General features: G+C 52.4%; 14 protein-coding genes. 6 read left to right on the top strand and 8 right to left on the bottom strand.

Features of this window, described 5'->3' with window-relative positions; translation table 11 throughout:
• The first annotated feature begins 83 nt into the window (after nt 1-83).
• The 5 genes from BOC67_RS03065 (at nt 84) to BOC67_RS03045 (ending at nt 7277) form a co-directional block, all read left to right on the top strand.
• A complete protein-coding gene (locus BOC67_RS03065) occupies nt 84-2285 on the top strand; it encodes a hypothetical protein (protein WP_291907103.1) in 2202 nt (733 codons plus the stop codon).
• The gene (locus BOC67_RS03060; protein ID WP_291907101.1) at nt 2285-3334 is read left to right on the top strand and encodes an acyltransferase; all 1050 of its coding nucleotides are present in this window, start codon (nt 2285-2287) and stop codon (nt 3332-3334) included. The genes BOC67_RS03065 and BOC67_RS03060 overlap by 1 nt, the downstream gene beginning before the upstream one ends.
• Before the next feature lie 90 nt (nt 3335-3424).
• Nucleotides 3425-4849 carry an O-antigen ligase family protein gene (locus BOC67_RS03055; RefSeq protein WP_291907098.1) on the top strand — a complete coding sequence of 475 codons (1425 nt, stop codon included), beginning with the start codon at nt 3425-3427 and terminating at the stop codon, nt 4847-4849.
• 19 nt (nt 4850-4868) lie between these two features.
• Nucleotides 4869-5615: a TolC family protein gene (locus BOC67_RS03050; protein ID WP_291907096.1), complete on the top strand. Its 747-nt coding sequence runs from the start codon at nt 4869-4871 to the stop codon at nt 5613-5615.
• A 9-nt stretch (nt 5616-5624) separates the two neighbouring features.
• On the top strand, nt 5625-7277 hold the full coding sequence (locus BOC67_RS03045; protein ID WP_291907094.1) for a hypothetical protein: 1653 nt from the start codon (nt 5625-5627) through the stop codon (nt 7275-7277).
• A 239-nt stretch (nt 7278-7516) separates the two neighbouring features.
• Here BOC67_RS03045 and metK read toward each other — a convergent pair whose 3' ends face one another.
• From metK to BOC67_RS03030, 3 genes are read right to left on the bottom strand one after another with little or no spacing between them, the layout of a single operon-like run.
• A complete protein-coding gene (metK, locus tag BOC67_RS03040; protein ID WP_291907091.1) occupies nt 7517-8773 on the bottom strand; it encodes a methionine adenosyltransferase in 1257 nt (418 codons plus the stop codon).
• Nucleotides 8774-8794: 21 nt separating this feature from the next.
• Nucleotides 8795-10150: a DUF4270 family protein gene (locus tag BOC67_RS03035; protein ID WP_291907089.1), complete on the bottom strand. Its 1356-nt coding sequence runs from the start codon at nt 10148-10150 to the stop codon at nt 8795-8797.
• A 50-nt stretch (nt 10151-10200) separates the two neighbouring features.
• Nucleotides 10201-11019: a glycogen/starch synthase gene (locus BOC67_RS03030; protein ID WP_291907087.1), complete on the bottom strand. Its 819-nt coding sequence runs from the start codon at nt 11017-11019 to the stop codon at nt 10201-10203.
• 110 nt (nt 11020-11129) lie between these two features.
• Here BOC67_RS03030 and panC point away from each other — a divergent pair, with 110 nt between their 5' ends.
• On the top strand, nt 11130-11996 hold the full coding sequence (panC, locus tag BOC67_RS03025; RefSeq protein ID WP_291907085.1) for a pantoate--beta-alanine ligase: 867 nt from the start codon (nt 11130-11132) through the stop codon (nt 11994-11996).
• Between the two features lie 197 nt (nt 11997-12193).
• Here panC and BOC67_RS03020 read toward each other — a convergent pair whose 3' ends face one another.
• From BOC67_RS03020 to BOC67_RS03000, 5 genes are all read right to left on the bottom strand, one after another.
• Nucleotides 12194-13924 (bottom strand): alpha-L-arabinofuranosidase, encoded by a 1731-nt coding sequence (locus BOC67_RS03020; RefSeq protein WP_291907083.1) that lies wholly within the window; start codon nt 13922-13924, stop codon nt 12194-12196.
• 85 nt (nt 13925-14009) lie between these two features.
• Nucleotides 14010-15242 (bottom strand): glycan-binding surface protein, encoded by a 1233-nt coding sequence (locus BOC67_RS03015; RefSeq protein ID WP_291907081.1) that lies wholly within the window; start codon nt 15240-15242, stop codon nt 14010-14012.
• A gap of 17 nt (nt 15243-15259) precedes the next feature.
• The gene (locus BOC67_RS03010; protein WP_291907079.1) at nt 15260-16909 is read right to left on the bottom strand and encodes a RagB/SusD family nutrient uptake outer membrane protein; all 1650 of its coding nucleotides are present in this window, start codon (nt 16907-16909) and stop codon (nt 15260-15262) included.
• A gap of 19 nt (nt 16910-16928) precedes the next feature.
• Nucleotides 16929-20120 (bottom strand): TonB-dependent receptor, encoded by a 3192-nt coding sequence (locus BOC67_RS03005; RefSeq protein ID WP_291907076.1) that lies wholly within the window; start codon nt 20118-20120, stop codon nt 16929-16931.
• Nucleotides 20121-20309: 189 nt separating this feature from the next.
• Nucleotides 20310-24512, bottom strand: coding sequence for a hybrid sensor histidine kinase/response regulator transcription factor (locus BOC67_RS03000; RefSeq protein WP_291907072.1), 4203 nt, complete (start codon nt 24510-24512; stop codon nt 20310-20312).
• Nucleotides 24513-24774 lie beyond the last annotated feature (262 nt).

The raw sequence follows: 24774 nt of genomic DNA, 5'->3' as shown, positions 1-24774 counted from the left end.
CATCCCATCCGAACCCAGGAAGAGATGCCGTAAACCGGCATCTCTTTTTGGCGGATGAAGGGATCGGAAAAGTTCACATACTTATGGATATCATCTATTTTCTGAAGGCACTACTGAAAAGAAAGTGGCTGATCCTGATCAGCTCCATGTTAGCCGTTGTAGCAGCATTCCTCTTTACCAGGAACAAACCGAAGCTCTACGTATCTACCTCTCAAATGGCCACCGGGCTTACCTATACGGATCAGATCCGCCTGCGGGACGATCATGTAGGAATGTTTGAAATTGACCAGAAGTTTGACGGGATCATTACCACCATCACCTCCCCCATTGTGATCTCCCTGTTGTCGTACGACCTGCTGCTGCATGATATGGGCGGCAAGGGGCAACCATTCCGCGTGCTGAAGGAAGCGCAGCTGAACCACCCCCTGCTTAAGAATGCAGACAAAGCCAAAGTGCTGGCGCTCTGCCAGCAGAAGCACGACTCCATGCAGATGCTCAGCGCCTACCGGATAAATGAGCGGGAACTGCAGGACATCCTGAAGATTTACGGATACGATTATGAGTCGCTCCGCGGCGCCCTGACCGCCGGCCGCATGGGCCGGACGGATTACATCGACCTTACCTTCCGCTCCGAAAACCCGGAGCTATCCGCCTATATAGTCAATAAACTCTATACGGAATTCATCCGCTATTACCGCAGCCAGCGCACCGAGCAAAACGTGGAAAACGTGGAGACGTTTGCCAACCTCGTAGAACAGAAAAAAATTGAACTCGACCAGAAGGTGGAAGCGCTGCGCGCCTACAAAGCCTCTGAGAAATTATTGAACGTGGACGCTGCCAGCGGCAGTGAACTGGAACAGATCAAAGGCTTTGAAAAAAAGCTTTTTGACGAGCGGGCGAATATGAATACCCTGCAGGCTTCCCTGGAAAACATCAACGGGCAGCTGGCCCTCGCCGGCAGCGGCAAAACCGTGTACAATACGAGCAACAATGCGGACATCATTACCCTGCGCCGGCAGATCAACGACCTGAACGAAACTTACCTGAAGCAGGGCGGTACGGACGAAGTGCTGGAAGCAAAGCTGAAATCCCTCCGGGGGCAGCTGCAAAATAAACTGGACCAGATGACGGTTGCCACGGGGAAGAACGTGGTAAGCCAGGAGGAGCTGCAACAGCAGAAGAACAGCCTGCTCGCGCAGATCAAAGCCACAAACCTCAACATCGCCACGCTGGAATCCCGCATTGCTGCCCTGCGCGGCACCCTGGGCTCCTATGCCAGCAAGGAAGCTACCGTTAGCTCCCTGCAGCAGGAGGTGACCATGGCCCAGGAGGATTACAATAAGTTAAAGGAAAAATTAAATGCCGCCATTGATAACCGCACCGTGCCACAGGATGGCTTTAAACAAAGCCTGATCGGGCAGCCCGCCATCAGGCCGGAATCGTCCAAAAGGCTGATCATCATGGGGCTCTCCGGCGTGTCCGTGTTCTTTCTCAGCACGCTGGCAATACTCTTCATGGAATTCCTGGACAACTCCCTGAAGTCCCCATCCATTTTTGAGCGCTCCGTAGACCTGAAGCTGATCAGCTCCATCAACCAAACGGACCTCCATAAGTTCAGCATCCTGGAAATATTGCAGAAGCGCGAAGCCCTGGGGCCCGGCGTGAAAAAGCAGCGGCAGAACATTTTCAGGGAGTTGCTGCGCAAGCTGCGCTATGAAGTGGAACACAGCGGGAAACAGATATTTCTCTTTACCAGTACGGAAGCGCAGCAGGGCAAAACTACCCTTACCCAGGCGCTGGCATATAGCCTGAGTTTGAGCAACCGCAAGGTATTGATCATCGATACGAACTTTTGTAACAACGACCTCACAGTGCAGCTGGAAGCCAAGCCTACGCTTGAAACGCTGTCCATCCCCCCGGGGCAGTTCAGCATCGCCAAGGTAAAGGATTACGTTACCCGCTACCCTTCCGAAGGCGTGGAGGTGATCGGGTGTAAAGGCGGCGACTACACGCCGTCCGAAATACTGCCGGAAAACCACCTCCTGAACTACCTGCCGGAGCTGGCGAATTATTACGACTTCATCCTGCTGGAAGGCGCGCCCCTGAATGATTATACGGACAGTAAGGAGCTGGTGAACTATGTACAGGGCGTGATCGCCATCTTCTCTTCCCAGGCCAGCCTGAACCAGATGAGCAAGGAATCCATCCAGTTTCTGCAAGGCCTGGGCGATAAATGCATAGGCGCTGTACTGAATAAAGTAAAAGAAGATTACCTGGAACTGTAATGCGCAGCGAAACGCTACATATCAATACGGCCGGCCGTTACCAGTGGATCGATTATGCGAAGGGCATTGCGATCATACTGGTGGTGTACCGTCATATGCTGTATGGCTTGCAGCATACGGGCCTGGAGGTGCCGCAGTATGTGGAGGATGGCAACAACATGTTGTTCAGCTTCCGGATGCCGCTGTTCTTCCTGCTGAGCGGCCTGTTTTTCAAACGCAGCCTGGAAAAGCGCGGCGCGGCGGGGTACCTGGAAGAGCGCAGCAACCACCTGCTGTATCCTTACCTGGTATGGGCGGTGATACAGATCAGTTTACAGCTGCTCTTTGCCCGGTTTGTGAACGCGCAGCGAAGCGCGTGGAGCTACCTGGACATTTTCGTGCAGCCGAGAGCGTTAGACCAGCTTTGGTACCTGTTTGCCTTATTCAATGTATCCGTGCTGTACCTGTTTAGCCATTGCGTATTAAAGCTCAGCAGCCTGCAACAGGTTTTGCTGGGAGCCCTCTTGTTAGGCTTGGCCCCGCTCGCGGCACGGTGGAGCACGGCATATGACGTGATGGTACATTACATTTTCTTTGCACTTGGGCCGGTAGCAGCCGTAAATCTCTTTACCCAAAAAATCCAACAACAGCTGGCCGCAGGCCAGTCCCTCCTGTTCATGCTGCCTTTGTTTGCCGCCAGCCAGTGGTATTTCCTGCATCATATGGATATGCACCTCTACCTCTATGCCGTGGTAGCCCTGACGGGCAGCGTGTTTATGCTGCAGCTCTCCGCGTGGCTGGCAAAGCAGGACGCGCTGGGCTTCCTGAAAACGATCGGGCATTACAGCCTGTACATCTACCTGATGCACGTCATGATAGCCGCGGTAATAAGGGCTGTTTTGCTGAAAACGGGATGGGTACAACAGGCAACGCCGCTGCTGCTGATTTTGATCGCTACCTCTATCCCCTTATCCATAGCGGCTTACCGGCTGCTGGACTGGATGGGTATGGGCTGGCTGTTTAAAGGACCCTTTAAATCCAGGCAAGTCATTTATGAAAAAACAAAATAAACCGATGAGCCCTGCCTACCACCAGGCGCTCATTAATATATTCATCATCGTTGTGCTGATTGCGCTGTTTGTAAAAGTTGTATTTCTCTGATGTTGCAAACGATAAAAGCATATAGATCCGATCTGGTCCTGTTTGCACTGATGGCGATTGCAGTGCCGGCGATCCCGTACCTGACGGCGGGCAACTACCGCACGGGGGTGCTGATCCTCTTTGCCATGTTTGGGATTGCGCTGGCCATTGCGTGTTTGAACAGCGCCAAGGTGGGCTTCTACATTGCGCTGGCTACGGTGATCACCGTACGATTTTTTGAACGCATCTACCAGCAGGAAGTGCCCGTGGGGGCTGTGCTGGACCTGATGATATTCAGCGCCGCCATTGGTACGATGCTCAAAAAAAGCCGGAAAACGGAAGGAGCGATCAACTATTTCCGCGAGCCGGTATTTGTGATCCTTTTCATCCAGTTCGGTTGTTACCTGCTGGAATCGCTGAACCCGATGGCCCCGAACAAAGCCACGCTGGGCATTTTCTTCAGGATATTGCTACGTTATTTATTGTTTGCCATCCTAACTACTATTGCCCTTCGGACGAAAAAGGACATTTACTTCTTCTTCAAATTCTGGATTGGGCTGTCGACTATTTCCGCTGCCTATGGCTGTTACCAGGAATGGTTTGGCCTGCCCAGCTGGGAGATGGCGCTGATTATGACTACGCCGGAAAAGCTGATGACGACGATGATCGGCGGGCACCTGCGGGTAAACGGCACGATGAGCGACCCCGCGGTGTACGGACTGATGATGGCCATTACGAGCATCCTGCTGATTATACTGCTGACGGCCAGCAATGCCGTCGTCAGCCTGCAACGCAAGGCGCTGCTGATCGTTGCGCTGCTGTTGCACCTGCTGGCGCTCGGATATTCCGGTACCCGTACGGGTTATGTGATGATCCCTGCGGGGCTGTTGCTCTTCCTGCTGGTGACGATTCATAAACGCAATACCATCCTGGCGGCGATGTTCCTGATATTCGCCGGCGGTACGCTGCTGTTTGGGCCATTCTATGGCAACCCTACTATCAACAGGGTGCGTACGGCTTTCATCGGCACGCAGGACGCTTCCCTGAACGTGCGGGAAATGAACCGGCACAGCGTGCAGCCTTTCATACACTCCCATCCCTTTGGGGGCGGGCTGTTTACCGTTGGCGGCGAAGGCACGGCGTATAATCCCGGGCATCCGCTGGCGGGCTTTCCGCCGGACAGTAACCTGGTGCGGGTAGTGCTGGAGTGCGGCTGGGTGATGCTGATCATTGTGCTGGTGGTGCATTACATGCAGTTGCGTTACTGCATTGCCAACTACTTCCGGTTTACGGAGGAAAAGGATAAGCTGCTGGCGATTGCGACGGCCTCAATGTTGTTTGCGTTCGTCATTTCGATGTATGCCCAGGAATCCGGCGGGCTGATGGAGATGGCCGTGTTCATGAATGCCCTTGTGGGCGTAATTGTAAGATCAAAATATTTGTAAATACTGAAAACTGACAGAAATGAAAAAATTGCTGTTACTCGCTATACCCCTGTGCCTGGCGCTCCTGGCATCTGCGCAGTCGGCGGACACCCTCGATATTAATTCCATCCTCAAAAATCCTGGTTTGGAACAGCGTTTCAAGCAGGTGCTGATCAACCTCGCCAGCAAAACGCCCACCCAGGACGCCGTTGAAACGAAAGAGAAAATCACCGATCTGCAGATTGCAAATGCGAAGCTGCAATGGCTGAACCACCTGGCATTTTTCACCAACCTGAACGAGAACAGTTTTAACCGCAGCACGGTGTACTATAACCCCAACGATCCTAAACCGGATATGAACAAAAATAACTACTACCCTACCTACAACGTAGGCCTGTCCTTTGCTTTGGGGGATTTGTTCACCACCCCGAAAATGGTGAAGATAGCTACCGCGCAAAAGAAGTTGCTGGAAGCGGAGCGGCAGAGCGACCTGCGGGGGAGCCGCAATAAAGTGCTGAACGACTATGAAAATTTTGTGGCCGCCAAAAAGCTGCTGGAACTGCATATGCCCATCCTGGAAGATGCTTACAACAATCACCAGGCGCTGGAGAAGAAATTCTCCGCCGGCGAAATCAGCCTGGAGGTGTACAGTACCGGCTACAAGGCTTACAACCAGGAAATGGTGCAGCAGATTAACCTCAGCAAGAACTACAATCTCACGAAAATAGAGCTGGAAACGACTATCAACATGCCTTTGGAGTCGGCCATCCGTTTATTGAATAAATAAGTTTAAGGAATGAAAAATAACAAACCGCTTTACACCGCCTGGATATTACTGACCCTATTGCTGCTTTTTTCCTGGTATAAGATTTCCCGCCTGACAGGCGGTCATTTCTGCTATTCGCTGGATGATGCATTCATTCATATGGCCGTAGCTAAAAACTTCGCGTTGCATGGCGTATGGGGTATTACCAGCGATGCCTATGGCTCTGCCTCCTCCTCTCCCCTGTTTACCGTGATGCTGGCGGCGGTGTACCGTACAGGCATCAACGGTTACATGGTAGGCTTCTGGATCAATGTGGCAGCGGCTTACCTGCTGTTGTACAGCACGCATCGCATACTGGCGAAGTATGGCATGCCGGAATTTGGCCGCACCCTGGTGCTGGTGGCGCTGATTATTTTGTTGCCGTTTACGGTGATGATACTTACCGGTATGGAGCATTTGCTGCATCTCTGGTTTTCGTTGTTGTTTGTGCAGGCGGTGGTGGAGATGATTACTGCGGAGCGGGTAACGCTGCGCCAGATGCTGATTGCCGGCGCTTATGGCGCACTGATGACAGGCGCGCGCTTTGAATCCCTCTTTTTGCTGGGCGCGGCGGGTTTGTTATTATTATTTTACAGGAAGATAGGAACGGCCCTGGTGGTGGGGATGATCGCCGTTTTGCCGGTGGTTATTTTTGCCGTAGTATCGGTGGCCTATGGCGGCTATATACTGCCGAATTCCGTATTGCTGAAAAGCAGCGGTGGCAGCGCTTCTACCGGCAGCGTGCTGCAGGCCCTGCAGGATATTATTGTGTACCGGCTGATGTATGGTAACAGTACGGTGCTGGGGTTGTTCAATGCGGATCATTCCAAGGCGTATGCATCTTCTATTTCAGGTACTTCATTGATCCGCATCCTGATTATTTTGCCGTTGCTGGTGGTGGTGGTGAAAGTGAAGGGAGCCGGTAATACTACCCGGCAGGCGGTAAACTTTGGCATATTGGTAAGCATTGGCTGCGCGCTGCACCTGGCGCTGGCGGCCGTGGGCTGGATGTTCCGGTACGAAGCTTACCTCGTGGGGCTGGCGCTGGTGAGTATGAGCCTGTTGCTCTGGTGCGTATGGCCGCAGGCGACTGCTATTTACCAGGGGATCAATCTGCCGCAAAAGGCGGTGTTGCTGTTACTGCTCTTCTTTGCCGGCAGTCCGCTGCTGGCCAGGGCTTTATCCGGCTACCGGGTGCAATACCGCGCCTGCCGCAATATTTACGAGCAGCAGGTGCAGATGGGCAGGTTCCTGCAGCAGTATTACCCGGAAACATCCGTAGCGGCCAATGATATCGGGGCGGTCAGCTTTTTGTCCGACAGCCGGATTATTGACGTCTGGGGCCTGGGCAATAACGAAGTAGCTAAGAGTAAGCTCACGGGGCATTACAGCGATGCCTACCTGGTAGGTTTCCTGAAAAAGGAGCGCGTGAAGATAGCCGTGATTTATAAAAATTGGTATAGCCCGGAGTTGTATGGTAAATGGGCTGCTGTGGGCGACTGGACGATACAGGACAACGTGGTGTGCGCGGATAAGATCGTGCATTTCTTTGCGCTGGACAGTGCGGATGCGCCTGGGTTGCGCAGGAACCTGGAAGCTTTTAAGGCGCAGATGCCGGCGTCGGTGAGGGCGGTGGTGTATTGATGAGGGGAGCGGGTGATAATGGGCGTATGTCAAGGTAATTTGCCGGTGGAGGGATTATGAAGGGGGATGATACATAGACAAGGATAATTTGCCGGCGGGGTGATTAAAAACTGGAACAATACATATACCAGGCTAATGCCCTTATTGAAATAATGCCTACATCGGAACAATGCGTATATCGGAATAAAAAAAGAGGCTGGCTCAAATGAGCCAGCCTCGCGTATTTTAAAAGGTTTTGCTTAGATGTTGAAAGCAGCCTTTACTTTATCTACGTAGTCGAGTTTTTCCCAGGTGAAGAGTTCTACTTCAACGGTTTTCTCGTTCTTTTTGCCTTTGTTGAAAGTTTTGGTAACCACCTGCGGTTCGCGGCCCATGTGGCCGTAAGCGGCAGTTTCGGAATAGATTGGGTTACGGAGTTTCAGGCGTTGTTCGATAGCGTAAGGGCGCAGGTCGAAGATTTCTTCTACTTTGCGTGCGATTTCGCCGTCGTTCAGATTTACTTTGGCAGTGCCGTAGGTATTTACATACACGCCGCATGGTTTGGCCACGCCGATAGCGTAGGATACCTGTACCAGTACCTCATCGCAAACGCCGGCAGCTACCAGGTTTTTGGCGATGTGGCGGGTAGCGTAAGCAGCAGAGCGGTCTACCTTGGAAGGATCTTTACCGGAGAATGCGCCACCACCGTGCGCGCCTTTACCACCGTAGGTATCTACGATGATTTTACGGCCGGTGAGGCCGGTATCGCCGTGCGGGCCACCGATCACGAATTTACCGGTTGGGTTGATGTGGTGCTGGATATCGAAACCATCGAACAGTTTTTGCAGTTCAGGTTTCAGCTGTGCTTTTACGCGTGGGATCAGGATGTTGATCATATCTTCCTTGATCTTGGCCAGCATTTTCTCATCGGTATCGAAGTCATCGTGCTGGGTAGAGATCACGATGGTATCGATGCGCTGAGGTTTGTTATCGTCAGAATATTCGATCGTTACCTGGGATTTGGCATCCGGGCGCAGGTAAGTGATGTCTTTATTTTCACGACGGAGCGCGGCCAGTTCCTGCAGCAGTTTATGTGCGAGGTCCAGTGCCAGCGGCATATAGTTTTCGGTTTCGCGGGTAGCGTAACCAAACATCATACCCTGGTCGCCGGCGCCCTGCTCTTCAGGAGAGGTGCGGTCAACGCCCTGGTTAATATCCGGAGATTGTTCGTGTATAGCTGAGAGAATGCCGCAGGAATTGGCTTCGAACATGTATTCGCTTTTGGTATAACCGATTTTGCGAATCACTTCACGGGCAATTTCCTGTACATCGAGGTAAGCTTCTGATTTCACTTCACCGGCCAATACCACCTGACCAGTGGTTACCAGTGTTTCGCAGGCAACTTTAGATTTGGCATCATATGCAAGGAAGTTGTCGATCAATGCATCGGAAATCTGATCCGCAACTTTGTCAGGGTGTCCTTCAGAAACGGATTCGGATGTAAATAAATAAGGCATAAAAGACTTGGATTAGCAGTTTTATGGTTTAGTATAAATAACTCTCAGCTTCACACTGTATTGTGAATGGGAGCCACCGCCAGCTTTCAAACGGTTGACATCCATTACAAGCGGGGAATACCCCATCAGTAAGAATCCTTTGTTAGTTTCGGTCTTTTTAATGAGCATCTGAAGGTAATGATTCAGTGTAAACTTATACTGAGAGATCATCATACCTCCAAAGTTGGTCACTACCTGCTTGGTTCCGCCGTAGTAGGCGGTTCCGCCGCTGGCATCCACCGGGAGCTTGGTGGAATCTCCGTTGGTGTACTGGCGCAAAATTAAGCTAGTTGGATCAGAATAAATATTATTTTGATCACTTTCTCCGACTGTAACCTGAGTTATTATCAGTTCTGCATTGTTGATCAGGACGTTGGGGAAGTTTTCCAGTCCGGGGATCGTCAATTTGGTAACAAGTCCGGGTTGGGCCTGGATAAACATCAGGCTGTCGCCCTGCGGGTTGGTGGTATTGATATAGTTGGCTGCTTCGGAGCCGTTGTAATTTCTTACGAAGTAGTTGGAATGTGCGCTGGTAGCACTGTTGAAGGTAAAGGTAGCGCGCAGGGAATCCGTGGTGGTGTTTTTGTAGAACACCGTCAGTTTGGTATTGGCGTTGTTCATGGACACATAGAGCATATTCTTGTGGTTAGCCTGGATGGTATCGGGTACGATGGCCAGGCCTTTGAGGAATATGGCGAAAGCGGAGTCGTTTTTGAAGGCGCCGTCTGACTTCTGTGCCAGCAGCTCATTACCGAAAGCGTTACTGAGTTTGATCCTGATCTGGGCGGCTTCCTTTTTACCGTAGATGCTCACGGAGTCGCGGGCGGTCAGCGGGGTTACGGTAGCGGTACCCAGGAGTTGGGAAGGATCGTATTGCAGCGGCTTGTTATAAGCGTAGTTGGAATCGATTTTGAAACCGGGTTCTGTCATCCGGTAAACGCTGAAGGTTTGCGGTGTGGTGGAGTCGCCGGTGTAGCCGAGGTAGCTGAGGGACAGGACCACGGAGTCGAGCGTCTGGCTAACGCCATCGAAGGTGAATGCGGAGCTGGGCAGGCCAACCTGCATGTACACGAAGGCGTGGGTTTTACCGAACACCGGATCAGCAGTGATGGAACCGAGGGTTTTGGTATAGTAGTTAAATCCGTTGATGATGGAGGAATCATATTGCAGTACGTTCCTGGTGATGATGCCGGTGATGGTTGTATCACTTGCAGATACCAGGTCGCCGGGAGGAATCAGGTTCTTACCCAGCAGGGTAGCCTCATTACAACCGGAGGACACGTACAGTACAGATACAATGGCAGCTATGTAGCTAAGGTTCCTGAATTTGATCTTCACGCGTTAAGGTGTTTTTGTGTTGAGTTGCCGAACATTTGTATCGTTAGAAGCTATTTACCAAGCAACTGGTTGTACAGTCCCAGGTAGTCGCCCAGATCTTCGTTATCTTTCTTGAAAGGTAAAATAATCTTACCTTTTTCAGCCTTCACTTCATCCACTACTTTTTTCTCCAGTTTATCGGCTGCAAGCACTACGGCATCTGCGTATTTGGCAGCGCCTCTGTTGAGGGCGGTGTTGGTACCATCCTTAAACAGCTCCATGTCCTTCTCTTTGATCTGATTGCTGATGGTCGCTTTCTTAACAAAAGTCGTTCCCAGTTTTTCCTTGAAAGTATTAGGCAGGAGAGAGTACACGATTTTGCTGTTGGCAAAAACCGGTTCTTTTTTATAAGCAGTCTTTAAATACATGGGGATCAGGGAGGTCATCCAGCCACTGCAATGAATGATGTCCGGCGGCCAACCGAACTTCTTTACAGTTTCCAGGGCTCCTTTGCAGAAGAATACAGCACGGGCAGCATTGTCATCAAAGAATTGATCGTTCTCATCCGCGAACACTGTCTTACGCTTGAAATAGTCCTCGTTGTCCAGGAAATAGACCTGCAATCTGGCATTAGGCAATGAAGCCACCTTGATAATCAACGGATAATCATCCCCGTCGATCACAATGTTAATACCGGACAACCGTACCACTTCGTGTAAACGATGTCTTCTCTCATTAATAATTCCAAATCTCGGCATGATCACTCTCACTTCCAGTCCGGCCTCATTGGACTTAATTGCCATTTTATTGACCATAGCCGCGTAATCACTCAGTTCCAGGTAAGGCGACATCTCTTGGGCAATAAAAAGAATTCTTTTCTTTGTGGACATTTAACGCTGATTATTAATGCAGTAATTTTTAATTTGGCTTGCAAAATTACGGATTTTTTTAGGAATATTGGCCAATCTGTCAGTTTTAACATCCTTTTTAACAATGTTTTATGTATCAATTTAAGCGCAGCATTGACCTGAAGAAGCACCTGGACCTGGTAAGAAAGAGTGGCAAAACGATTGGTTTTGTGCCAACTATGGGCGCCCTGCATCAGGGACACCTGTCACTTATTCAGGCCGCAAAAAAAGAAACCGATGTGACGGTCTGCAGCATCTTCGTCAACCCGACTCAATTCAACGACCCGAAAGATTTTGAAAAATATCCCATTACTATTGAAGCTGATATTAAAAAATTAAACGACGTATCAACAGATATAGTATTTCTGCCATCTGTTGAGGAGATGTATCCGAACGGACTCTCCGAAAACATTCACTATGATTTCGGCGACCTGGAAACCATCCTGGAAGGGAAATTCCGCCCGGGCCATTTTCAGGGGGTAGGCCAGATTGTGCATAAACTGCTGGACATCGTGCAACCGAATAAGCTTTTTATGGGACAAAAAGACCTGCAACAGTGCCTTATCGTCAGTAAGTTACTCAAAATCATCGGATCTTCCGCGGAATTAGTTGTATGTCCAACGGAAAGGGAGAGCGACGGCCTGGCCATGAGCAGCCGAAATGCCCGCCTGTCGCCGGCTGCACGGAAAAAAGCCGTGGCCATCTACCAGGCGCTCCTGCATATCCGCAACAACTTCGGCAAAGGCCTGCTGTTCATGGAAAGCGCCCATGAGGCGTTTGATGGGCTCAAAGCCCAGGGGTTTGAGCCGGAATACGTGGATATCCTCACGCTGAACAATGGAGATTTGCATCCGCTGGACCATCCTGCGGATGAAAATACCACGGTGGTGGCAGCAGTGGCCGCGTGGCTGGATGGGGTAAGGTTGATTGATAATATGATTATCCAGGGAAGGATTTAGAGGGGATTAATGCAGGGGTATTATAATTGCATGACAGCCTGGCTGGATAGAGTAAAAATGATTGGATGCAGGGGTATTATAACTCCATGACAGCCTGGCTCCATAAGCATTAGCCCGATGCAGGCAATAGATTAACCATACAAAGGGGATAAGGCTCCCGCCTTATCCCCTTCATAAAATACCAATCCACTTCCCTCCTACTTCTCCACCTGCACAATCACCACTCCCATCGCCGGCACATTCACCCTCACTCCTCCTGCCGCCTCCGCGCTAAACGCCTTCACCGCCATATAATCCGCCGGCCCTCCTATACTCGCCGCCGGCCCCTGGCCGTTGATCACCACCTTCCGGCTAAACCCCGTGCTCTCCCCTGAAATCGTGTACCAGTAATACTTTCCGCCGGGTTTGAAATTCTTAAAGTCCACCGTAATATCCGCGGCCGTTGTTCCCTTATTCACCAGCACCACCTGCATCTCCCCGCTGCTATAACTGCTCGCATAAGCCAGCACGTCTTTTTGCCCGGTGGTCACCGTGGCCGGTATGCAGCGGTCGCCCAACGTCTTCTTCAGCAACCAGAGGTAATAAAACGCCGGCCTCGGCGCCCAGAGGGATTCCCCGGATGCGGGTTCCCCTTTGCTGAACAACCCGTGGTCGTTGCCGTTCTCCCAGGCGTTGGCCAGGTCCCAGCGGCTCGCCATGCCGTACTGCTGCCGGATCAGCTCCTCCACCACAATAACCGCATGCAGCCCCGCTACCTGCGATACCATCTGCTTGCTGCCGGCGGAAAAGATGTTCCACTCCGTCAGCGCTACCGGGCGGGCAGGCGCATTCGTCGCTTTACGGCTTTTATCGATATAGGCCATCATTTCCGCCGTACCGCTGGTGGCGGTAGCCAGTATCTCCGCCGGTGCGGCATTGGTCATATAGGGCGTAAAATAGCTGTGCACGATGTAGAAATCCGCCTGCGCTGCGGCCTGCGTCAGCACGCCGGTATTCCAGTTCTTATCCGTAGCCGTAGCCCAGGAAGCCGGCTCTTTTTCCAGCAGCTGCGCCCCGATGTAGATCCTCGCGCCGGTTTCGGCGGCGGCGCGCCGCATAGAGTCCGCAAATACCCGGAAATGGCGCCCATAGAGCTCCCCCGTCACGAACTCCGGCTGCCCGTCCTTATTGTTGGCCGTCCGGATCCGATACCCTGCCTGCCAGTTGCCGTTGCTCTCATTCCCGATCTCCCAGAAGCGGGTCCTGCCCTTATCATGCCGCACCCAATCCGCCGCCAGGTGCGCCGCAGCCGCCACCGGATCAGGTCCAAGGCCATACCTGGCATACCCGTAGTTGATCGTGATAATTCCTTCGTTGCCGGTTTGCTGCAACAGCTTGTAATAGTTCGCCAGCGACAGCGTATGTCCGAACTCGTTATTGCCGTACCAATAGTTGGGATCAATCTCTTTACCATCCCCATCCAGGATTTTGGCCGGCGCATCGGCCGGCGGCGAGCCCGGGGCCGCATTCCAGAAATACAAACTGCTCAGGTTACCGCCCGGGAAGCGGATAATCCCCGGCTGCAGGTGCTTGATATGCTCCATCAACACCGGCTGCGTCACAATCTGCGTCATATAGGGGTTCGCGTTATTCCCAAACAACGCCGGCGATATCCGGCAGATGACGGTCGACGCATCCACCATTACCTTCACTCCTCCCGATGCCGGCACAGTACCCGGTACGGCCGCAGGCGCGGTAAAGCGCACGGGCTGCCAGCTGTCCATAAAAAATCCGGTGGTAGGCGCTACCGCCGGGTCCGGCGGTACCATTACTTTCGTTGTGTCGTTTCCGTTACCTGCTTCAGGCGCGCCCGACTTATGCCTGCCGCAAGCCTGCATCAATGGCATCAGCATCGGCAGTAACAGGTATTTTAAATGCGCTCTCTTCATGAATTGTAATTTGAAAGGCGAAATAAAAGGCCGGGGTGTTCCCTGCAATTGGAAACACCCGGCACTTCTACGCTTTATCACCCAGCTATTTGATTTTTATGATCCTGAAATTGTCGAATGCAGCGTTGTAGACGTCCACCGGGTCCTTCTCGGTAATAAACCGGTAACCGAATATCACCGTGTCTTTCTTCAGGATATCTGCGAACATCTGCGCCGGCGCGCCGGTACCTTCAATGCCATCCGCTGTCTGGCGGAACTGTGAAATAGGAATGGTAACGGTTTGCCATTTGTTTTTGGTAGAGAACTTACCGTCCGCAGCGGAGAGGTATGGCATAAAACGGTAGCAGAACTTATCATTGAACCGCAGTACCATAATACCGGCGGACCATGCCTCTTTCGTATTCATCTCGAACTTCAGCGCGTAATTGCCCGCTTCGGCATTCGGGATACCGCTGGTAAACATCGGTACGTTGGTGAAGTTACCGGACCTGTTATCGTTCCACCAGTCGCCGGCATTGGGGCCCAGCCCACCGAACACGCTTTGCAGGTATCCGCCGCGGGTGCCGGGGAACAGTACGGGATCGCTGGTGCGCACCGCGCCCCACCAGGCCCAGTTGAATACCGGCTTCTCCCCTGGTTCGTCCGTATTGGTCAGGTTACTGATCACATCCCCGCTTTCGTGGTCGTTCAGCGGCCCGTCGCTCATGGCGGCGCCGTATTTAGCATGGATCACCAGCCGGCCGGTATCCGACCCCAGGTCCGGCATCACAAAGCCAATGCGGGTTCCCGCCGGGTTGGTCGTGAGGTCCGTAATCTCCCGGTTGCCGGGCAGCACCACTTTACTGATCAGGTACATGCTGCTGCCGTTTACGAATACCGAATCGCCGGGCAAAGCATTCTCATTGGAAATGCTCGCAATGGAAGGAGGCGGAATATCGATGACGAAGTTGTATTCAAACTCGCCGTGTGTGGTAATGAATTTAATCTTATTCGGCACCTGCGGGTCAATGGCCTCTGTAGGCGCTTTTTCCGGTATTACGATGATCAGGTGCGTACTGGTATTATACGTTGGATTGAAATAGGCTTCCTGGTTGTTGAACAACACCTTCACCATACCATGCAGGTTTTGCCCGGTGACCAGTATCAGCGTATTGGGCAGGGCTTTGGTAAAGGAGCTGTCCTGCAGGGTGGAATCCAGCAGGGTGATTTTTTGAACGCTGGGCGGAGCGGATTGATCTCCGTTCTTGGAGCAGGCCACATAACCCATCATCATTAATCCCATCACTATGTGCAACCAGCCTTTCTTTATAATTTTCATAAGTGATTTTTTTGAGATTAGAATTTATACGGAACAGGAGGCTTGCGCAAACTCGGCGCGGCGGATAATTCCTGCGCCGGAATCGGCAGCTGGAAATTGCTGGCCGTAACCGGGTAATAGTCCGGCGTATCGGAAGTGATCGTCCAGCTGGTCGCGTTTTTCTCGGCATTGGGGACGATGCGGTAAGTCCCTTTATCCTGGCTGCCCAAAATGGACAGCGCTTTGGCCGGGTCATAATAATAAAGCCGGATAAGGTCGTACCACGCCTGCCCTTCCATCGCCAGCTCCAATCTTCTCTCCACATAAATATCCTCCCAGGTAAGGGAAGTTTTTGCGCCTACGCCGGCACGCCTGCGCAGCGCATTCACGTACGAAAGCGCGGCAGCATCCGTGGTCACAGCCGCGTTGCCCAGTTTGGCCTCTGCATAAACCAGGTACACGTCCGCGAGGCGCAGCATGTACGTATTGATCTCGGTATGTTGCTGGGTTACCTTGCCATTGTTATCCTCCGGCCTGCCTACTACATACTTCTTCACCCAGGCGCGGTTGTTATAACGTTCCGTACCTACGTAGTTCCAGGGCACATCCAGTTCCTGTATGATTTTCTTACCGGGATTATTGGGATCGTCCACGGATTGATGGATATACGAATAGTGATCACCGGGGAACATAAAGGTGGCTTTCCGCCTTTTGTCGTTCGGAGAATATAGTTTCAGCTGATCGTAAGAGGCGCCGATATCTGACCCCCAGCCATCTCCGAAACCGGTGATAGACGGACTAAACGCGAGGAAGGCCTGCACGCTGTTCTGCGTACCCCAGTCCCCGTCGTATTTCCATTGCAGCGCAAAGAGGCTTTCGGTATTGTTGTTATTCGCGGTTAAAAACAGGTCTTCATAATTCTCCATGAGGGATGCGCCGCTGTTTTTAATCACGTCGTCTGCGAGGATGGCCGCACTGTCCAGGTCCGCCTGTACGCGGGCGCCGGATTGATTCAGTCCTGCCCGGGTCAGGTAAGCCTTTGCCAGCATGCCTTTAGCGGCCCATTTGGTGATGCGGCCTTTCTGGTACGGCGTAGCAGGCAGGTTCTCTTCTGCATAGCGCAGATCGCGGATAATGAACGCCCATACGGATTCCACCGTGTTGCGGGTAAGGTTGGTATCCGTCATATGTTGCAGGTTGTCCTCTATCACCGGCACAGCGCCCCAGTTCATCACCAGGTAGGTATAGGCTACGGCGCGCATAAAGCGGCCTTCCGCAATGCCATAGCGCTTGATATTATCCGGCACGCCCGGGCCTGCAAATTTGGTGATGTTATTGATCGCCATGTTGGACTGCGCCACCACGTTATAGAATGCGCTCCATGCGCTGTACACTTCCGGCGTTACATCGGTGGTTTGCATGCGGATGTTGGCCACCTGGTAGGAGCCTGACATCAGTATTCCACCCCTGCCATCACCGAGGCCGTGGGAGGCCTTGTCGTTATAAGCAAACCATACCTGGTTGTATAACCCGCCGGTGCCGGCCATAACCTGCTCAGCAGTCTGATAAAAGTTGGCATCTACAATCTGATCTTTCGGTGGACGGTTCAGGAAGTCTTTGCTGCAACCGGCCAGCATACCCGCTGCCAGCGCCATCAAAAACAGGAATTGATAATATCTGTACGTCATAATAATCTTTTTTTCTCTGTTAAAAATCAACAGCAATGCTCGCTGAATACATGCGGGTAAGCGGGTAACGGCCTGCGTCCACGCCAATATATTGCGCGCTTACCTGCGCTTCCTTGCCTACAAAGGCGCCCACTTCCGGATCAAAGCCCGTGTATTTGGTAAACGTAGCGAGGTTTTGTACGCCAATGGATACACGCAGCGCCTTCACAATGCGTTGCATATTCAGCAGCGAGGAAGGGAAGCTGTAGCCCAGCTGCACATTTTTAATGCGGATGTAGGAACCGTCTTCCACGTAATCGTTCGTGAAGCGGTTGCCGTTACCGTTTACATCGTTGGCAACCAGCCGCGGTATCCTGGTACCTGCGTTGGTGATTACTGACTTGTCGCCGTCGTTGGTCACCCGCGCATAGTCAAACGCTTCCTGGAAAAGATTCCTTCCCAGCGCGATGTTGTTGGGCTGTGTATTTTCAAAACGGAGATAGTTGAATATCTGGTTGCCCTGGGAGCCGGTGATCATGATATTCAGGTCAAACCCTTTGTAGGAGAAGGTATTGCTAAACCCGAATGTAAATTTCGGCCAGGGGTTACCGATATAGGTCTGATCGCGGGAATCGATCACGCCATCATTGTTGAGGTCTTTATACTTCACATCTCCTACCCACACGCCGCCATCGCGGGCTGTCGGGAGGCGGCTCCCGTCCGCCTGTGTGGGTACAGCGCTTTTGTTGATCTCGTCGACAGAGGTAAACAATCCTTCGGATATGTAACCATAGAACAGCCATGGAGCCTGGCCCACCGCCGCGCGTTCCGCAAAGTTGTTCAGGCTCCAGAGGGTTTTGGTAACGAAGGCATTATCCGAATAATACCGGGTGATGGTGGAACGGAAAGCGGAGATATTGAAATTCGTTTTCCATACAAAGCCTGCTTTGTTCTGCACGTTGATGGTATTCAGCGTGAAGTTGAAGCCTTTGTTCTTCATGCTGCCGATGTTGGTTACCGGCGGGCGGATAGACCCTTCGGACACGGTTCCCATCAGCGCCGGCAGCGGCATTTCCAGCAACAGCTTATCCGTATTGCGGATATAGAAATCACCTTCCAGCTGTATGCGGTTGTTGAACATATTCAGGTTGAAGCCGATGTTTTTGGTTTCAGTCGGTTCCCAGGCCAGGTCAGGGTTACCATATTGCGCAGTGAGGAAGGAGGAGCCAAACGGCGTGGTCACCGCTGCCAGGTTAGAGAACTGCCGGTTGCCCGGGCCGCTGTTGCCCGTCTTACCCCATTCCCCGCGGATTTTCAGTTCATCCACAAAGGTGAGCGATTGCATAAACGGCTCCTGGGAAATACGCCATGCGGCGGAGGCGGAAGGGAAGTACCCCCAGCGGCTGTTCACCCCGAAATTGGCGGAACCATCGGCGCGGCCTACAAACTGGACAATGTATTTATCGTGGTAGGTATAGTTGATACGGGCCAGGTAGGATTCCATGGAGCCCCAGCCTTTGTACGCGCCCGTCGTTTGCCCGGTAGCGTTACCCAGGTTGATGGATTGCACGGAGTTGCTGGCAAAGCCGGTGCGGGTGGCGCTCAGGCCTTCCCAGTTGTTGGCCTGCGCTTCGTGGCTGGCCATAACGCCAACGGCATGCTTGCCGAACGACCTGTTATATTGTATCAGTTCATTCAGCATCCAGAAAAAGTTTTTGGCGGTGGTCACGTTCATGGTCGCCGCCGTATTCTGCTGGTAGCCGAGTTGATAGGTAGGCGTGAACTTGGAGCCATCGGCATATTCAAAGTTCCCGTTGAAGTTGGTACGGATCAGCAAGCCCGGGATGGGTGTGATATCTACCGTCATACCGCCTAATCCGCCGGTACGTTTGTATGTATTGTCGATCAGGCTGGCGATAGCCACCGGGTTGAGCGGGGCGTACTGCGCGTTGGAGCCGAATTCGTTGGTGGTAGCGCCGCCCCAGCTGCCGTCCGGGTTCTTCACCGGTACGTTGGGCGCGAGGTTCAGCGCCGTGCGGATCACATCTTCCGAGGTGCTGGACAGGCGTTCTTTCGTTTGATAGAAGTTAACGCTGGTGCTCAGCTTCAACCATTTAAACGCCTGGTTATCCATGTTGGCGCGGAAGGAATACCTTTCAAAATTGGAACCCGTGGCCACGCCATCCTGTTTCAGGTATTCGCCGGAGATGTAGTAGTTGGTAATGTTGTTACTGTTGCTGACATTAAACTGGTGCTTCTGAAGTGGGGAAGGCCGGAATAGTTCCCGTTGCCAGTTGGTGCCTGGCCCCAGTACGGAAGGGTTCTGGAACTCCGGCGTCGGCGTCCTGTTCAGGTCATGCGCAATAGCATTGCTCATGATGGCAAACTGCTGCAGATTCATGGTAGGCACCTGTTCCGGGCGTTCCTGGTTGGTGTAGAGATAGGAGTAACCCACTTTCAGGCCCTTGCTTCCCCGCTTGGTGGTCACCAGGATCACGCCGTTGGTACCCCTGGAGCCATAGATGGCAGTGGCGGAAGGCCCCTGCAATACTTCCATGGATTCAATATCCGCAGGGTTGATACCGGCAAGCGGGTTCACCGAAGGCGTGTTGCCGTACTCGATCTGCTTGGGCTGTATCTGCACCCCGTCGATCACATAGAGCGGCTCCGTGGTGAAGCTGATGGTGCTCACCCCTCTTACGTTTACGGAAATCCCCCCGCCCGGCTGCCCGGTATTTTGGGTAACGTACACGCCGGCGGCGCGGCCCTGTATGGCCTGATCCATCGTGGTGTTGATGGTCTTGTTAATATCCGCCGCGGAGATGGAGACCTGCGCGCTGCTCTGGTCTGTTTTTTTCATGGTGCCATAACCTACCACCATCACATCTTTCAGCTTGGTGGCATTTTCCTGCAGGCGCATGGCCACTACCCTGTTGGCCGGCACTTTTACTTCGCGGGTATTGTATCCCATGGAGGAGATGACGAGTATTTCCCCAACGGCGGCGTCTATACTAAAACGGCCGTCGCCATCGGAGGCAGTGCCGGTACGCGTGCCTTTAACGGCCACGGAAGCGCCGGGAATGGGGTCCCCGGATTCGGAGGTAATTCTACCTGTTACTTTGGGTGATGCGCCGGTAGGCTGCTGACCATATACAGGGCTTAAAAATGCCATGCAGGAGGCCACTAACCATACCAGGAGGAATGATTTTCCAGTAATACTGGCTCTTTTCATACGTGGAGGAATTAAGTTTTAAAAATTGGCGATCTCTTGATTTTGGTCCATTAGTAGATTACTTTCATAACGATGAGCATAAAGTTATCCCATCGCAGCGGATTCATAGGTACTGCGTTGTTTATATTAACTACCTAAATTGTTACAAACGTGGGGGTTCAAATGTAACAGGAAGGGTATCGTTTTGTTTCAGACCTGCTTCCTGTTGGCCGCCTGGTAAGCGCTTGGCAGCATGTGGTAGACCATTTTAAAATATTTTGAAAAGTATTTCGGGTTGTTGAATCCTACTTCGTAGGCTACTTCGGCTACGTTCATTTCGGAGCGACTCAACAGCTGCGCCGCGCGTTGCAATCGAATGCCACGAATAAATTCTATCGGGGGCTGACCGCTGATAGCGAAAATCCGCCGGTACACGGATACCCTGTTCATACAAAGTTCCCTGCTCAGCTCTTCCACGGAAAAGTCAGGGTTGGATAAATTGCGCTCCACGATTTCGAGCGCTTTCTGCATAAACTTTTCATCCGGGCTAAGGGCAGGCGCTTCATCTGCCTGCAAAGGCAAAATAACTTTTGGCGCTACATTTCTTGCGGCCAGCACATTGCGCACACGGGAGAGCATGATCTCCACATTAAAAGGCTTCACGAGGTAATCCGCCGCGCCCTGGTCCAGCGCCTTCAGCTGCTGCTCTTCTCCCGCCATGGCCGTGAGCAGTATCACGGGGATGCGGCGTGTCCGGCTGTCGCTCCGGATTTTTGCGCAGAGGGATATACCATCCATCAACGGCATGTTCACATCGCTCACCACTAGGTCGGGATGCGCCGCCAGTACCTTTTGCCAGCCTTCCACGCCGTTGGCGGCTTCCAGTACGTTATAATCCTCCTGCATATTTTCTTTCAGGTAAAAGCGGAAATCGTCATTGTCTTCCACCAGGAGGACGGTAGCTTTATCCCTGGGTAATGCTGCCGGTTTGAGCCCCGGCTCATGGGGTGTTGCAGGTTGTTTGAGTTCCGGCTCATGCGCTGTTGCCAATGGTTTATCCTCCGGCCCGGAGGCTGCCGGCCTTAGTATTGCCACCGGTTCCAGCCCTGTTACCAACGGTTTACCCTCCTGCTCCCAACCTCCCGACCACGCTGCTACTCCCGGTTTATCCTCCCCTGCAATCCCCGCTTCCCGCTTAAACGGCAGCAGAATCGTAAACACCGTCCCTTTATTCACCTCGCTCTCCACCCCAATCTGTCCTTTGCACAGCTTCACAAATTCCCGCGTAATCGCCAGCCCTATCCCGCTGCCCTGGGTGTTGATACCCCCCGGCACGTCGTGCTTAAAGAACTGCTCAAACACGCTCTCCCGGCGGTCCGCCGGGATGCCGATGCCCGTATCCTGGACTTTCAGTTCCAGCACGGCGTCCTCCCCGTCCGTACTCACCTGCACGCCTACACGCACTGCGCCGCCAACGGGCGTAAACTTGAATGCATTGGACAACAGGTTAAACAGGATGCGCTCTATCTTATCATGATCAAAAGAGGTAAACAACTGCGCCGTATCCGTCTGGAACTCCAGCTGCATTTGCTTGCGCTCCGCCAGGTCGGAAAAACTATACACCGCCTCGCGGATAAAATCAATCAGGTCCCCGGGCGTAGGGTCCAGCTTCAACTCATGCATCTCCATCCTTCTGAAATCCATCAGCTGGTTCACCAGGTTGAGCAACCGCCTGGCGTTGCGGCGCATGAGGTATAATTTCTGACGGTAAACCGGCTCTTTTTCGTGCCGGATGACTTCATCCAATGGCGCAAGGATAAGGGACACCGGTGTCCTGAACTCGTGACTAAGATTGGTAAAGAGTTTAATCTTCAACATATCCAACTCATGCAAACGCTGGACCTCCTTCCTTTCCTGGGCCAGGGCAAAACGCCGGTGTACCCTTTGCAGGGTAATATGCCGCAGGAGGAATAACCCGCCGGCCAACAGTAACGCATATACGCAGTAGGCCCATCCCGTCGCCCAGAAGGGCGGGCGGATGGTAATCTTCAGACTGATGCCTTTCCAGGATGCGTCCCCGTCGTCGTTCAGGGCTTTCAGCCGCAGCGTGTAGGTACCGGGATTGATATTCGTATAGGTGATACGTTTAGACCGCGCATCCGCCGTCTGCCACTCCCGGTTGAAGCCTTCCAGCATATACACATAGGTATATTTATTCTTGTCCGTATTCAGGAAATCCAGCGCGGCAAAGTCCAGCGAAAAATCGTTTTCATCATAGCGCAGCGTGATCTCCTTTGTTTCCGGGAGGCCGGCAGGCAGTATCACATGGTTATGGATTTTTTCGTCCACGCCTACCGTGCGGTTAAAGAGTTGCAGACTGGTAAACACCAGCGGCGGCTCGGTACGGGCCTGTATAATGCTGGCCGGGTCAAAGAGGTTGAAGCCATTGGCCCCGCCAAACACCAGCTCCCCGGAACGCAGCTTCAACGCCGCGTTGACGTTAAACGCATCGCCCTGCAGGCCGTCCTTGTAATTGAAATTGCGGCAGCTGATGCCTACAATGCCCTTGCCGGCTTCCTGCCGGGGCGTTATTTTGGAAAGGCCGTTGGAAGTGCTGACCCACAGGTGACCGCCGTTGTCTTCCAAAATAGCGATGATATTGTTATCCGGCAGGCCGTCTTCCATACGGAAGGTCCGGAAGCGTTGCGTAGCCGCATTAAACACGCAGAGCCCATCCCGGGAACCCGCCCAGATGAAGCCCCGCGAATCGCACAGTATCGCGTTCACATTATCGTTACTGAGCCCGTGCGTATCGTGCAGGTAATGGATAAACAGCCCTTTTGCCTTGTCCATCATATCAATCCCGTAAGCCGTCGCAATCCAGAGGTTACCCTGCTTATCTTCCGTGAGGTCCGTAATAAAATTGCTATGCACGGAATTATGCATGCTCACGTTGTTGTGATAAAATGCCGGCCCCTTGGGATCAAAACGGTCCAAACCACTGCCCAGCGTGCCTATCCAGAGGTCGTTCTGACTATCGCGAAAGAGTTTCCACGGCGTTTTATCGGCCATACTCAGGCTGTTCTCCGGGTCCGGCGCATAGTGGGTAATGCGGCCGTTTACCAGGTGATCCAGTCCCCCGTAGTAATATCCGATCCAAAGACTGTTATCCTTGTCCACCAGCAGGCTCAGGATCACGTCCGCGCTGATGCTGCCGGGATCGTTGGGGTTATGTTTCCACTGGCGGTAGGTATTTTTCTGCCGGTCGTAAAACATCAGTCCCCCGCCGTTGCTGCCTATCCAGAGGTTGCCCTGCTGGTCCTCCGCAAAGCAGTTCACATCATTGTACGCCATGGGCGATCTCTCCTCCGGGCGGCGGTTGTGCAGCGCAAACTTGTGCATGCTTTCCGCATAGTAGCTGATACCGCTTTTATAGGTGCCGCACCAGATGATGCCCAGGTCGTCTTTATACAGCGCGTAGATGGCGTTTTCCGCAATGCTTTTACTGTTATCGTCCCGGTGCAGCAGGTGTTGCACGGAGAAAGTTTTTTTATTCAGCAGGTTGATGCCCCCGTGGTCCGTCCCGATCCAGATCTGCCCTTTATCGTCCTGCACAATGCTGTTGACGATATCGTTATTCAGTTCGCTGTTGCGGCTGTTGAGCCGCTGCGTATGCCAGGTCTTACCGTCCACATAAGTCACCCCGTAATCGGTTCCCTCCATGTATATCCACAGGTCGTCGTCACTGTCTATGAACAGTCGCATGCTGAGTGGTTTTTTTAGGGGTTGGGGAGAGATTAAATTTTTCCGTTCGGTCAACTGCATCGTATTCACAGCGATCTTATCGAGTTCTCCATTCTTATGCAGTGCCAGCATATAACCGCTTTGAGTTCCCTCTAAACCCGTCACGGGATTTTCGCTGTCCGGCTTTACTGCTATTTGTTTTACAGGGGAATCTTGTTTTTTGCAGAACAAACGGCCATCCTGGTAGGCAAACCAATAGGTATTGCCGCTGCGCTGCATGCAGGTGATGCCATATGCAGGGAGGCCCAGCGCGGCCAGCCAGGCGGCAGCTTTTTCGAACTGCTCTGTAACCGGGTTGTACACCACATCGCCGTTGCGGGTGTGGATGTACATCCGGTCCCCGGGAGCGGGGTATATCGCCAGGATGTAGTTATCGCTGATGGAAAGCGAATCCGAAGGCTTATGGCGGTACACGCGGTACGTGGTGCCATCATAGCGGTTAAGTCCGCTCATGGTGCCAAACCACATAAACCCTTTACTGTCCTTGTAGATGCAGTTTACCTGGTTATTGGAGAGGCCATCATTTACATTCAGGGAAATAAAGTCCTGCGCCGGCGCTTGCAGGCAGAACAGCATTAACAGTGGAATCAACAGTCGTTTTGTAAACATGAATTTCAGGGTGGCTAGGTCAGCGTCAAATACACAGATCCGGCAGCGCAGGAAATAACTAAAAATTAATTTTATACGATTCTGGTTGACAATTACTTAAACATATTAACATTTCTTTTTTTACCGGATTTTCCAGTTATTCTTACGCTGCTGCTACTAATTTCAGGAAATTATGCAGTATTTACAAAGTCGGGCAGAAAAAACATTTCCCCGCAGCATTCCGGAGGAGGCTGTCAGCTTTGGCACAAAACATTATTTTCCC

Source organism: Chitinophaga sp. CB10 (assembly GCA_001870995.2).
Taxonomy (GTDB): domain Bacteria; phylum Bacteroidota; class Bacteroidia; order Chitinophagales; family Chitinophagaceae; genus Chitinophaga.
The sequence above is the reverse complement of the archived record's forward strand: the minus strand, read 5'-3'. Positions and strand labels throughout refer to the sequence as shown.